Raw genomic sequence first — 12,079 nt, forward strand, 5'->3', positions numbered from 1 at the left:
ATCAATTATTCCCGAATTCTTTTAGGATTTGGGCGAGTAAATCCGGTTTATCGGTGATGATTCCGTCCACTCCCGCTTGAATGAGTTTTCTCATTTCTTTAGGGTCATTTACCGTCCAAGGATAGATCTTATATCCTAATTTATGATATTCTCTAACGTAATCCTCATCGACTAAAAGATGCTCAGGCGCTAGAATATCCGGAACGGCCTTTTTGTTCAAAAGAAGATTTTTTAACGCGACTTTTTTATAATACGCCAAGGTCGAATCTTTGAAAGTTCCGTAAATTTGCCCTCTCAAAATCTCGGGTTTTGTCTCCCTGATTCGCTCTAAGACCATCGGATTAAACGACGAAACGAAAACTCTCGCGGGAAATTTTTTTTTGGCCAGCAAATCTACGACTGCATCCGCCACTTTTTGCGCGGGTTCGCCGGATTCTTCGGATTTGATTTCGATATCTATAACCGCCTTCCCGCCGAATTCATTCAAAACCTCTTCCAGAGTCGGGATTTGTTCTCCTTTATATTCAGGCGAAAAATGACTTCCAGCGTCGAGACGCTTGATATCGGCAAGGCTTGAATCCTTAACTTTTCCTTTTCCATTCGTCACTCTGTCCAAGCTATAATCATGAATCACCACGAGCTCGCCGGTTTTACATAACATCGTATCTAGCTCGAAGCCGTGGCCGTATTTTGTGGCGAGTCGGAATCCGGCTAAGGTATTTTCCGGTGCCAAGGCTCTCGCCCCGCGATGTCCTATGACCATAAACTTTTCCGGAAACTGCTTTTGGACCTGTTCCTGTCTCGGAGAATGATGAACGCAAGAAGATCCTGAAACGATCGATAGAAAGAAAACGGATAAAAATAGTAAATTTTTTCCCCGTAGTTGGAACGTTGAAAACGACATCGAACTCTTCCTCACTCTAATACAATAATTACGAATGAGAACCTTTCTATCTTCGTTGGACACGATGGAAAGTAGTTTTCAGGAGAATCGCTTGCCTTTTTTTCAATTCGTAACAATCTGACGCGGTTCTAATTATGAAGATTTTAAAAACGTATTTGGAAGAAGCAATCGCCTTGGTTCGATCGCCCGGAAGGACATTTACGGAAATGACCTCGGATTACGGGTATCGAATTTCGATTCAAAGAACCTTCTTTTTTATATTCGTAAGTTTCCTTTTTAGCGAACTTTTCTCCGTCAAATCGACCCTTCTATTTTTCTTTCTAGGAGGCTCCGTAATCGACTTCCTATTTCGAAGTTTAGTACCTTCCATTTTGTGGACCGTTTTTTATTCGTCGGTCTATACGATCCTTTTTCTGGCTTCCGGAACCGGAGTATTTTATATGATCGCGAAATATTCCAGCGGTCTGTCGGATCTTTTACGAATTACGACGTACGTTTCCAGGCTTTCTTTTTTAACGACTCTAGTTGCTATGTTAAATGCGGTGTTTGCTTCGGGCTGGTTCGGAGTTCTGTCGATTATTTTATTTTTTTCTTATAGTGCGTATCTAATCATGAATACGCTATATTACGGATTAAAATGCGAACGGAAGATCGCCGTACTCGGAAGTTTAGTCGTTGCGGTTTTGTCCGCGGTTCTTTTCAATTTTAAAGGGGAAAGAATTTCGGGAGAATTTTCGCGACCTACCCGACCGAAACTTCTCACGCCGGAGGAAGAGCGGGAGAAAACCCAGGAAGCAAGGGAAATCATCGAAAAATTAGAACGAGAACGAAAGGAAAAGGGTCTTGAAAAGTAATTACGGAATTTTTTGAATCGTTAGAGAGGTAGAGATGGCCAGAGTCCAATTACAATTACCCGAAATTCTTTCCTGGGCCACGTCGTTAAGAATTCGAATTTATGATACGAACTTCGCGGGGCATCTTGCCCACGATCGAGTGGTTTCCTTGCTCCATGAGGCTCGGGCTCGCTTGTTCCGGGAGAAAGGATACAACGAATTAGACGTGGAAGGTTCCGGTATTATTTTGACGGATCTGGTCGTCGTATATAAGGCAGAAGCGTTTTTTGCCGATGAAGTTCGTGTCGAAATCGGTGCATCCGATTTTAGTTCCAAAGGCTGCGATTTATTCTATCGAATGATTCATACCGATGGGCCGATTACCGGGAAGGTGATTTGCGAGGCAAAGACGGGATTAGTGTTTATGGACTACGGCACACGAAAGGTTTCGGAAATTCCCGACGTCTTTAGAAGTTGGTTCTAAAACCGGCTTGCATTCCGGAACTTTTTTTCCGGGTAAAACTGTCTAATTACCAAAGACAGTCGAATTTATAAAAGCGATCTCAAAATGGGAAAACGGGGAGAGAGGATTTCTTACCGGCGAAAACTCCCCTCTAAGGGCTAAAAAATCCGAAACAAGCAAAAGAAACATTCACCTAAAAGCGGCCTTCCGGATTTTTCTTTGCCTAGGTGACCGCTAGGAAAGAATGGCAATATAGCCGGTAAAGAGAGGGTTTTTCTATGAAACGGACCGAGTTGGAGAGACGAGAAAGGGATCTCCGCAAAGCACAAAAAAAACAAGAAACCCTGGAGAGACGTTCGAAAGGAAGCAGCGTTGGCGATTTTATCGACCAGTTATCCGGATTATTTCGCTACGATGCGACCGAAATTTTTAATACGAAAGACGATATCGGTATTTTGGAAGTTCTAGAAGATATGCAGGCTCTAATCCCTCAAAAAAAATGGGATGATGTGCTCCGCAAAGCGATCAAAAAGACCGGCGTCGTGGAAAAAGAACGGGCTTACCAAGAGTTATTAGAGCTTCTCTCCTTTGAAGAAGAGGAAGACGAAGAAACCCAAGAAGTCGGAGTCTAAATCTCCTGCTTTCGTTCAGTTTCTTCGGGGATTCCGTCTAAATAAACGTAAAATCAAGCGTGCCAACGCTTGATTCGAAAACCCAGCCTTTTAGATTAAAAAAAAAGAGCACTGTTCGAAGAGCGAAATACTCTTCGGCCGTGCTCTTTTCCATTCAAAGACTAAACCGATTCGGAATAGTCTAGGATCTTAATGTCTTTTTGGGCGGTTATTAAACGTTTGAGGTTTTGCAACGTCTACGTTTAAAGTTCTACCCTTAAATTCAGTGCCATTCAGGCTGTTCTTAGCATTCTCAGCTTGTTGTTCATTTGCCATTTCAACGAAGCCAAAGCCTTTGCCTTCGATAATTTTAACAAAAGCCACTTCACCATAGTTAGAGAATAGTTCGTTAATTTCTGAGTGTCCTACAGAGTAGTTCAGATTTCCTACAAAAAGTTTGCGATTTTGCATGCTTTCCTCGAGTTAGTTTCATTTTAGGCAGCCGGGATTTCGCAAATGGTTAGTCGTTTCCCGAAAACAACCAAAAGTGCCGAAGGAAGCGATTCGAGTGGGATTCGCGATCAATACTCGAATTGAACTGTCGGTAAATTACCTAAACAAACTCAATCCGCTAAGACCGGATCTACTACTGTGACATGTGCGGTTTAAAAGATCAGCAAACCTGCAATAGAGCCATTATAAATTTCTCTTGTGGAACGCGCAAGCATAAGAAATTGTTTGCGCGTTTAAGTTGGAAATAGTTCAAAAATTCCGAAATTTTCGAAGGACTGATTTTCCGGGGAATTCCCGGAAAATTCTTACTTACTTGGATTTCCGGGAAGCGCAAGAATGCTTGCCGAGCCGATGAAGCCTTCCGGAACGCTTCTTGAAATTCCTTATTCTTAATACTGGACGAAATGCGATCGACACCCTCTGTGATCCGCGCATAATCAAATCAGACGGGCCCCGGCCGATACGAGACTCATGGGTTGAGTACGGAATTCATCTTAAAAGATTTAGGTAAGCTGATTTGTTATTCGAACTCATCCGCGTTCAGGCATTTATAGACGGGATTCTGCAGTGATTGCATTTGCACATCGTATCCCGTCCATAGCTGCGGACACGATTCCACCGGCGTATCCGGCCCCTTCTCCGCAGGGGTATAAGCCTTTGATACGTATATGCTGTAAGGATTCGGGGTCTCTAGGAATACTTACGGGAGACGAAGTTCTTGTTTCCGGAGCATGAACGACCGCTTCGTTCGTAAGATATCCGCGCATCGATTTATCGAATTCGCGAAAACCCGCCTGCAGAGTCCTATAAATAAGAGGCGGCAGGATCGTTTTCAAATCGAAGGACTTGATACCCGGCGGATACGAAGTTTTCGGAAGATCGCCGGAAATTTTTCCGTCTACAAAATCGAGTAAGCGCTGTGCGGGAGCTGCCTGCGTTTTTCCTCCCGCAATCCAGGCGTTTCTTTCCACCTCTTTTTGAAATTCCATTGCCGCCAACGGACCGTGTCTATCGAAAGATTTAAAATCTACCGGCCTCAATTCCACGACGATACCCGAATTTGCGGTCGGTCGAGCTCGCCGAGAGGAAGACCACCCGTTCGTGACGATTTCCTCCGGTTTCGTTGCGCATGCGGCGATCACACCGCCCGGACACATGCAAAAGGAATAAACTCCCCTTCCCTCTACTTGCTTTACGATGCTATATGGAGAAGGAGGAAGAAAAGGGCCTCGATTTCCGCAACGATACTGAATCGAGTCTATTAGGGATTGTTTATGCTCTACTCTCACTCCGATCGCGATGGGTTTTAATTCTATTTCGATTTCCTTCGAATGCAGCAACGTAAAGATATCCCTAGCCGAATGTCCGGTGGCTAGGATCACTTTATTCGATTTAAACCGATTCCCGTTTTTAGTCACGACTCCGCCGATTCGATCGCCTTCCAGAAGAAAATCGGTAACGCGTTGATTGAAATGGACTTCCCCGCCTCGTTCCAGTATGACTTCACGAATACGACGAACTATATTCGGTAACTTATTCGTTCCGATATGAGGATGGGCTTCTATCAATATTTCAGGATTTGCTCCGAATCCCACTAGTAGCTCGAGAATCCTGCGAACGTTCCCGCGCTTTTTGGATCGAGTATAGAGCTTTCCGTCAGAATAGGTTCCGGCTCCGCCTTCGCCAAAGCAATAATTCGAATCCTCATCGACGATATGATGCGCGTTAATATTCCGCAGATCTACGGGCCTATTTTTTACGTCCTTTCCCCGCTCTATAATAATAGGTTTACGTCCGGATTCGATTAATTGGAGCGCCGCGAATAGTCCGGCCGGTCCGGCTCCGATCACGAGTATCTCCTCCGCATTGCGGACATCGGGATATTCGGGTAGGAGGATAGGTTTCTCGACGAAATCTTCGCCAATGTAGATTCGAACCCCTAAATTCATAAGTACGGTTCTTTGTCGGGCATCGATCGATCGATTTAGAATTTCTATATGGCGAATATCGGTTACCGGAATCTTGGCGGTTTTAGAGAGATAGCGTTTTAATTCCTCTTCCTGGCCCGCAATTTCAGGAACTACCCGAACCTGAAGTTCTTGTATCATAAAGGCAAACTCTACTTTAGTCTTTTAAGTTGGGGTGAGTCGGTCTATCGGATAAAATTAAAGGAAGCGGTTTCGATTTGCAGCACGAACGGAGGCAAGATCAGTTTTAGGAGTGCTTTAACTTTTTCCTTCATTTTTCAAAATCGTTTCCGGTTGCCGATTCGATCCTGGAACGATTTTGAGGCAGTCGGTACGAATTTTACCGATATTTCCTATTTATAGCTTTAATCTCTTCGTATCTCAATTTATTCAACCATTTTAGTTGCACAAAGCTCCCTATTCCAGTTCTCGTACTAACGCTTTCGCGATAAAGGGCCACTGATAATTATTATTAGGTTCCTCGCCTAAACGAACTATAAGCGTCTTTCGGGAAGGTGAAACAAAGATGATTTGTCCTAAATTCCCCCGTGCCATCTTTCTTTCCGGAAAGATTTTAAAAGTTTGCGGATTCGGATATCCGTTCGTTAAGGCGCGATAATATTGATTATTCGAGTTGCAAGCGGCCGAGAAAAATTGAACTGAAATGAATATTTTGAAATAGGTTTTTCGGTTCATTTTCCGTCCGAACAAGAATCTTAAACTTCAATCTTAGATGAAATCGATTCTTACTTAGACGGTTAAAGACACCGATCGGTTCAACCGTTTGACAATTGATCTTCGAATCGTTCTAGGCTTTGAGTCCAGCCTTCGACCATACCCATTTTTTTGAATCCGTCGCGAACCGTGTCCGACTCGAATCGACTACAAATCGTCAATTTTGTTTTCTTTTCCTCGTACTCTTCGAAAGTGACGGTGACAATCGAATCTAGAGAATATGCTTCTTCGTTCCGGCCGATATTCTTTCTCATTCCTTCGATCCATTCTTTCGGATGTTCTTCTACAAGGGCGGTTGAAACGATCCGTTCATTTTCAACGATTTCTAAATAGGAACCCGTAACCGGATAATCGACTCCTTCGGGAGAGCGCATAACGAATCGATACTTTCCACCCGGACATAAATCCATTTCGCAGACCGGATTGGTGAATTGATTCGGGCCCCACCAATTGACTACGTGTTTTGGATCCGTCCAAACTTTAAATACCAGTTCGCGGGGCGCGTCGAAAATGCGTGTCAGTATTAGTTCACACTCTGCGATTTGTACCGATACTTCATTTCTCTCTTTCACGTCCCTTCTCCTTTTCGCATGCTTCGAAGCGCTAGAACTACGGTAATCGCTAGAATGATCGTAAGGCCGAAGCAAATAAGAGCGATAACTTGCAGCGAATCGGTGAAAGCCTCGCGAGCAAGTCCTAGTAAGACTGTTCCGATTTGATCCGGGAGTTCTTTGGCGATACCGACCGCCGCGCCCAATGTGTTTCGTGCGTCTTCTGCCGCATCAGGACTCATTCCGATCAGAGCGGAATTTTTCATTTGATTTCGATAGATCACCGTCCCGACGCTACCTAGTACCGCTATTCCGAGCACTCCGCCGAATTCCGCTCCGGTCTCGGAAATGGAAGCTGCGGCTCCGGCCCGCTCCGGTGGAGCCGCACTTACGATAATATCCGTTCCCAAAATAACCACCGAGCAGATACCTAATGCTAATACGATCGATCCGCATACGATGTACGGTAATCCGGAAGTTCCATTAACCTGTGCGTATAATAGAAGTCCTAACGCCGATAGCACCAACCCTCCAACCATGACGAACGCCGGACGAATATGGCGAACGAGGATAGGTACCGTCATCGAACCGACTACGTTTCCCGCCGCAGAAGGAAGAGTCCAGAGTCCGGCTTCCAACGGAGAAAATCCGAGTACTAATTGCAAATATTGAGCGATGAAGAGAAAGGTTCCCAATCCCACAAAAATCGTAAGAGTATTCGCGATTAAGGCGCCTGTGAAGGCGGGAATGCGAAAGAGAGTTAGATCCAGTAGCGGATCGGCTAAAGTTTGTTGTCGTCGAACGAATAAGAAACCGAAGACCAGTCCGATCAAAATCGGAAGAACGGGTAATAATCCCCAGCCGTTTTCCGCGATTTGCTTTAACCCGTAGATTATGGAAAGAACGGAGGCTAAGGATAGCACCGCACTGAAGATATCTAATTTTCCCGCATTCGGATCTCGAAATTCCGGCAATAATTTCGGACCGACGATCAGGAGTACTGCCATCACGGGGACGCTTAATAAAAAGACCGATCCCCACCAGAAATGTTCCAGTAACAAACCGCCAACTACAGGACCGATCGCACCACCGATTGAAAAACTAGTCCCCCAGATTCCGATCGCGACCGTACGCTGGTTTGGATCCAGAAACATATTACGAATTAATGATAGTGTCGACGGGGCCAAAGTCGCCGCCGTGATTCCTAAAAGAGCCCTAGTCCCGATAAGCATCTCGGCGCTCGTTGAAAATGCCGCTAGTACGGAAGCGAGGCCGAAGGCTCCGGCACCTATCAAGAGGAGCTTTCTTCGTCCGATTCTATCTCCTAAAGTTCCCATGGTAATTAGGAACCCCGCGACCAAGAAGCCATAGATATCCACAATCCATAATAACTGGGAACTAGTGGGTTTCAGTTCTGCGGTTAAATTCGGAACCGCCAAATAGAGGACCGTTAAATCCATGGCATACAAGAGACAGGGAAGAGCGATCACCGCCAAGCCGATCCATTCCCGACTTCCCGCTTTCGGCGGAGTATTTTGATTCATATTTAGATTCCTTTCAATCCTGTTATAATGGAGCGCAACGAGTCATCTTGGTCTTGCCCGCGAGTTTTTCCGGTTCTTTGATTTCGTGATAAACTCCGTTTTGTCAGAGATCCCCGCTGCCGTCCGCCGCTCACAAGCAAGCCGCCAAAGACCGCCGGGTCTGAGATCTTGTTCGACATAAACCGCCGGTTGGTTCCCTCGGGCCCATCCATTGTTGCGTATATTCGGGGGTTGTCCAAAGTTTGAATACGAACTCACGCGGGGCATCAAAGATACGAGTGATAAGCAGTAATTCAGCATTTCCATCGGATTAAAATCAACCCAGCTTAGCCAAAAATTGTTCGAGGCGATCCATCGTTTGTTTCATTCCTTCTATCGCTCCGTGTTCTTTAGCTACTTGATCCCGCTCTTTTGCGGATTTAAAGAGTGCGCGCATGAAGATTTCGGTTTTTCCATCTCTCTCCGTAAAGGTCACCGTTACATGGAAATCTCCGGGATTTTCCTCGTCACCCGAGCCGTGAGAATATACTAACCGTTCCGGTTTTATCACTTCAAAATAAACGATCTTATTCGGGTAATCGACTCCGTCGGGACCATGCATCGTAAGACGCCAAACTCCTCCCGGTTTCACGCTCATCTCGTGCACCGTATTCGTAAATCCGTTAGGTCCCCACCATTGCGCAACATGATTCGGATCGGTCCAAACTTTCCAAACAAGATCACGGGGCGCATTAAAAATTCTTGTTGTCGAGATTTCCCGATCGGAAGTATCCGAAATATTCGCGCTTCCCTGTTCCATTCTATTTTTTCTCCTTATTATATAACGAGTCCTACGAAAATCAGTATTTCGTCTGGAACTCCTGGAAGCAATCCTACGCTTCCGTCGAGCAAGATAAAAATACTCGTTGGGTTTCAAGCCTTCGCAAGATACTCGGCGAGCTGATCGAAGGTTCCGGCAAAACCTTTTTGCATCGATTCGTATCCACCCAAGAATGTATTGATTTCTTCTTCCGTTGCATTGATCGGGGTTCCCTTGATCGTAACCAAGGTCTTACTACCGTCCTGTTCCGTGAGAGTAACCAGGTTCAGTACCTCGAGAGGCCAAGCTGCGCTCATGGGGTGGCGCGTGATTTCGCATTTTTGATCCGAAAAGGAAACTACGAAAACGATCCTCTCGGGAGGCGTAATTTCGCGGTAAACGAGCTTCCCCCACATTTCAAATCCGTCGGGCGATTTCATACTATAATGAAAGACTCCGCCCGGGCGAAGATCTAATTTTATGACGCCCAGAATAAACCCTTTCGGCCCCCACCATTTTGCCATACGTTCCGGCTCTGTCCAGGCCTTCCAAACAAGATCGCGAGGTGCGTCGAATACGCGCGAAACGATAAATTCTTTTCCCTCGATTCGAGTCGTAATATTTTTTATATCCATGGTTACCTTCAAATATTGGTAAATTATAATTTAGAGATTATCGAGCGAAGAACTCTTCCAACACAGGAGCTATCGCCTCCGTAGATACATTATGTGCATATGCGGTCTCGGTTCCGTAGGTAGATCGAGTATAATCAATAAGCATAATGGGTCGCCGAATTACTGCGCAAAACTCTCGGCGAATTTATCGAGAGATTCGTTCCAACCTTTTGCTGCGAGTTCTCGAGGCCCTTCAAAAATACGCGTAATGACCACTGGGTCGTTTGTTTGATCCGTATTAGACATTCGAGCTGTCCTCCCGATTTAAAATTTTTATTATTTATCTTTTCCTAATTTTTCACGGGACGGTATGTTAGAATTCCGACGCCGGTTTCCAATTTCCTGGATTCCACAAGCTCCAGAGCTCGCCTCGGCGCTTCGTCGAATAACTTCCGGCCTCCCCCTACAAGAATGGGATGAATCATCAATCTAAGTTCATCGATCAGATCGTTTTGCAGTAAGGTCCTCGCTAAAACTCCGCTGCCCGTCACTAAAATGTCTTTACCGGGTTGCTCTTTCAGTTTCCGCACTGAAGCCACGACGTTTTCCTTTATCAGCGTCGAATTATTCCAATCCGCATTAGTAAGCGTCGTCGAGACTACGAACTTAGGAATACCGTTCATTCTTTCCGAAAATCCCCGCTCATCGGTCATCGAAGGCCAAGCTGCCGCAAAGCCTTGGTATGTTAAACGACCCAAAAGAAGAGCATCGCAGGAGAACAATTCGTCGAATTTATAGTTTCCGAATTCCTCGTTAAAGAACCGATGACTCCAGCCGCCATATTTGGATTTTTCCGCTCCACCCGGATCCTCCATAACACCGTCGAGTGTAAGAAATTCGGAAACGATGATTCTTCTCATTTGATGACTCCTTTTTCAATCTATGATATTTTACTTATCCATTTAAACCGAGAAGGGTGGACGAAACGATTCGTCCCACGATCCGGGTCTCGTCGTGCCGGATAACATTCATTTTTGGAATATTACCGCCGATTCCCTTCCCGATTTCCATTATCTTCAAAACCCGTTTATGATCCGTCTGCTCCGTTAGAAATATGGATCTTCTATTTAAACAGAAGAGTTCTACTTGCCGGTCTTAACGCCCAGGAAGCTGCCACTAAAACCAGAGCGATTAACGGCGTAATGATATGAACCACAGCATTGCCTACGAAGGCGTTCGAGGCGGCAGCGGCAGTAAGATTGAACACCATTCCTGCGTAGGCCCATTCCTTCACTAATGGGAATCGCGGTACGACGATGGCAATGGCGCCTAGTATTTTCCAAAAACCTAAAATCAGCGCGAAATAGAGAGGATATCCTAGTTGACTCATACCTGCAGCCACTTCCGCATTGCGACTCAGGTAGATGACTCCACCAAACATGTAGTTAGCTGCAATAAGCGAAGTCGCTATCCAATAAACGATGCTTTTGATTTTTTCATTTTTCACGATTCGATTTCTCCTTGAATCTATTCATTTTTAAAATCCTTCCGTTGGAGCTCCCGCAGATATTCATCCAGCCGATCGAATCTTTCTTCCCATAATTGGCGGTATCGATCGATCCAATCGGAGGCTTCTTTCAATCTACCGACTTCCAATCTTGCGGGGCGCCACTGTGCTTCCCTGCCCCTCGAAATCAAGCCTGCCCGTTCCAGCACTTTGAGATGCTTGGTGATCGCGGGAAGACTCATTGAAAATGGTTCCGCCAGTTCCTTTACGGTAACCTCGCCGTTTTTAAGCGTTGCGAGAATTTGGCGCCGTGTTGGATCTGCAAGAGCAGAAAAGGTACTGCTTAAATGATCAACTGTCGCTTCGTATTGAACCATATGGTTAATTAACTCATTGGTAAAATAGAGACCCTTTTCCTGGTCGTCAAGTAAAAAAATAGGGAAAAATGACCGTTTGTTTTCAGAGGACAGAACATTGATGAGCAAGGTTTCCATGTTCTACAGGAAGATTTTTGTGTTATAGTGGATTTTTCCTCTACTTTTCTAACCTTTCCAACATCTAGCAGCTACTGTCTTCAGTCCTCTGACCTCTGTCTTCTGAGTGGGAGCTCCTACTAAATTCATTTTGGAAAAGTTCTTGTCGGGAGGATCGTTTTGTGGTAGAGGAATTTTTCCACCGCTTCGCTCCGGCCCCCACCCAAAGGGCGGGGATTTTTAAGTAAATTCTACTCTCCGGGTTTGCAGAGGTCAGAGGACGGAAGACAGAACATTGATGAGCCAGGTTTCCATTGTTCTACAGGAAGATTCCTCAGTTATCAGTGGATTTTTCGTCTAACCCCGCTGCCTTCCCAACATCTAGCAGCTTCTGTCCTCCGTCCTCAGTCATCTGTCCTCTGTAAGCGGCAACGATGTGTAGGGTGCGAAGCAGTCGCAGCGCTTGCGGATAACGGTTTATGTTAAGAGAAAGGGGCGCTGAGACCGTAGCGAAAGCGAAGCCCGGAGCAGCGTGACCCGAACGAAGTGAAGGGGGCCGCCCGTG

Annotated in this window: 13 protein-coding genes and 1 pseudogene; 3 read left to right on the forward strand and 11 right to left on the reverse strand. The window is 45.5% G+C overall.

Features of this window, described 5'->3' with window-relative positions:
- Position 1 precedes the first annotated feature (1 nt).
- Complete coding sequence (locus tag LEP1GSC047_RS14535) at positions 2-904, reverse strand: glycerophosphodiester phosphodiesterase (protein WP_010409560.1); 903 nt, start codon at positions 902-904, stop codon at positions 2-4.
- Positions 905-1,038: 134 nt separating this feature from the next.
- Here LEP1GSC047_RS14535 and LEP1GSC047_RS14540 point away from each other — a divergent pair, with 134 nt between their 5' ends.
- The 3 genes and pseudogenes from LEP1GSC047_RS14540 to LEP1GSC047_RS14550 form a co-directional block, all read left to right on the forward strand.
- Entirely contained in the window at positions 1,039-1,758 is a 720-nt protein-coding gene (locus tag LEP1GSC047_RS14540; protein WP_010409561.1) for an LTA synthase family protein, read from the forward strand.
- Positions 1,759-1,792: 34 nt separating this feature from the next.
- The gene (locus LEP1GSC047_RS14545; RefSeq protein ID WP_010409563.1) at positions 1,793-2,221 is read left to right on the forward strand and encodes a thioesterase family protein; all 429 of its coding nucleotides are present in this window, start codon (positions 1,793-1,795) and stop codon (positions 2,219-2,221) included.
- A gap of 245 nt (positions 2,222-2,466) precedes the next feature.
- Positions 2,467-2,832, forward strand: a pseudogene (locus tag LEP1GSC047_RS14550) (LB_289 family protein); the annotation flags it as partial.
- Positions 2,833-3,021: 189 nt separating this feature from the next.
- On the opposite strand, the gene LEP1GSC047_RS14555 reads toward LEP1GSC047_RS14550, so the two are convergent.
- From LEP1GSC047_RS14555 to LEP1GSC047_RS14605, 10 genes are all read right to left on the reverse strand, one after another.
- Positions 3,022-3,282, reverse strand: a complete 261-nt coding sequence (locus tag LEP1GSC047_RS14555; RefSeq protein ID WP_010409572.1) for an RNA recognition motif domain-containing protein — start codon at positions 3,280-3,282, stop codon at positions 3,022-3,024.
- A 590-nt stretch (positions 3,283-3,872) separates the two neighbouring features.
- Entirely contained in the window at positions 3,873-5,432 is a 1,560-nt protein-coding gene (locus LEP1GSC047_RS14560) for an NAD(P)/FAD-dependent oxidoreductase (RefSeq protein WP_010409575.1), read from the reverse strand.
- Positions 5,433-5,708: 276 nt separating this feature from the next.
- The gene (locus LEP1GSC047_RS14570) at positions 5,709-5,987 is read right to left on the reverse strand and encodes a hypothetical protein (protein ID WP_010409580.1); all 279 of its coding nucleotides are present in this window, start codon (positions 5,985-5,987) and stop codon (positions 5,709-5,711) included.
- Positions 5,988-6,067: 80 nt separating this feature from the next.
- Positions 6,068-6,598: an SRPBCC domain-containing protein gene (locus LEP1GSC047_RS14575; protein WP_010409582.1), complete on the reverse strand. Its 531-nt coding sequence runs from the start codon at positions 6,596-6,598 to the stop codon at positions 6,068-6,070.
- Complete coding sequence (locus LEP1GSC047_RS14580) at positions 6,595-8,121, reverse strand: MFS transporter (protein ID WP_010409584.1); 1,527 nt, start codon at positions 8,119-8,121, stop codon at positions 6,595-6,597. Before LEP1GSC047_RS14580 ends, LEP1GSC047_RS14575 begins: the two co-directional genes overlap by 4 nt.
- Positions 8,122-8,437: 316 nt before the next feature.
- Entirely contained in the window at positions 8,438-8,920 is a 483-nt protein-coding gene (locus LEP1GSC047_RS14585) for an SRPBCC family protein (protein WP_010409587.1), read from the reverse strand.
- 113 nt (positions 8,921-9,033) lie between these two features.
- On the reverse strand, positions 9,034-9,555 hold the full coding sequence (locus tag LEP1GSC047_RS14590; RefSeq protein WP_010409591.1) for an SRPBCC family protein: 522 nt from the start codon (positions 9,553-9,555) through the stop codon (positions 9,034-9,036).
- Between the two features lie 329 nt (positions 9,556-9,884).
- Positions 9,885-10,454: a dihydrofolate reductase family protein gene (locus tag LEP1GSC047_RS14595; RefSeq protein ID WP_010409594.1), complete on the reverse strand. Its 570-nt coding sequence runs from the start codon at positions 10,452-10,454 to the stop codon at positions 9,885-9,887.
- A 203-nt stretch (positions 10,455-10,657) separates the two neighbouring features.
- Positions 10,658-11,041 (reverse strand): DoxX family protein, encoded by a 384-nt coding sequence (locus tag LEP1GSC047_RS14600; protein ID WP_010409597.1) that lies wholly within the window; start codon positions 11,039-11,041, stop codon positions 10,658-10,660.
- Positions 11,042-11,061: 20 nt separating this feature from the next.
- On the reverse strand, positions 11,062-11,418 hold the full coding sequence (locus tag LEP1GSC047_RS14605; RefSeq protein WP_039935259.1) for an ArsR/SmtB family transcription factor: 357 nt from the start codon (positions 11,416-11,418) through the stop codon (positions 11,062-11,064).
- Between the last annotated feature and the right edge of the window lie 661 nt (positions 11,419-12,079).

Source organism: Leptospira inadai serovar Lyme str. 10, assembly GCF_000243675.2.
Taxonomy (GTDB): domain Bacteria; phylum Spirochaetota; class Leptospiria; order Leptospirales; family Leptospiraceae; genus Leptospira_B; species Leptospira_B inadai.

Bases quoted from the DNA above. Each gene is read 5' to 3' on its own strand.
- LEP1GSC047_RS14535 (WP_010409560.1), bottom strand. From the start codon at position 904: ATGTCGTTTTCAACGTTCCAACTACGGGGAAAAAATTTACTATTTTTA.
- LEP1GSC047_RS14540 (WP_010409561.1), top strand. From the start codon at position 1,039: ATGAAGATTTTAAAAACGTATTTGGAAGAAGCAATCGCCTTGGTTCGA.
- LEP1GSC047_RS14545 (WP_010409563.1), top strand. From the start codon at position 1,793: ATGGCCAGAGTCCAATTACAATTACCCGAAATTCTTTCCTGGGCCACG.
- LEP1GSC047_RS14555 (WP_010409572.1), bottom strand. From the start codon at position 3,282: ATGCAAAATCGCAAACTTTTTGTAGGAAATCTGAACTACTCTGTAGGA.
- LEP1GSC047_RS14560 (WP_010409575.1), bottom strand. From the start codon at position 5,432: ATGATACAAGAACTTCAGGTTCGGGTAGTTCCTGAAATTGCGGGCCAG.
- LEP1GSC047_RS14570 (WP_010409580.1), bottom strand. From the start codon at position 5,987: ATGAACCGAAAAACCTATTTCAAAATATTCATTTCAGTTCAATTTTTC.
- LEP1GSC047_RS14580 (WP_010409584.1), bottom strand. From the start codon at position 8,121: ATGAATCAAAATACTCCGCCGAAAGCGGGAAGTCGGGAATGGATCGGC.
- LEP1GSC047_RS14585 (WP_010409587.1), bottom strand. From the start codon at position 8,920: ATGGAACAGGGAAGCGCGAATATTTCGGATACTTCCGATCGGGAAATC.
- LEP1GSC047_RS14590 (WP_010409591.1), bottom strand. From the start codon at position 9,555: ATGGATATAAAAAATATTACGACTCGAATCGAGGGAAAAGAATTTATC.
- LEP1GSC047_RS14595 (WP_010409594.1), bottom strand. From the start codon at position 10,454: ATGAGAAGAATCATCGTTTCCGAATTTCTTACACTCGACGGTGTTATG.
- LEP1GSC047_RS14605 (WP_039935259.1), bottom strand. From the start codon at position 11,418: ATGGTTCAATACGAAGCGACAGTTGATCATTTAAGCAGTACCTTTTCT.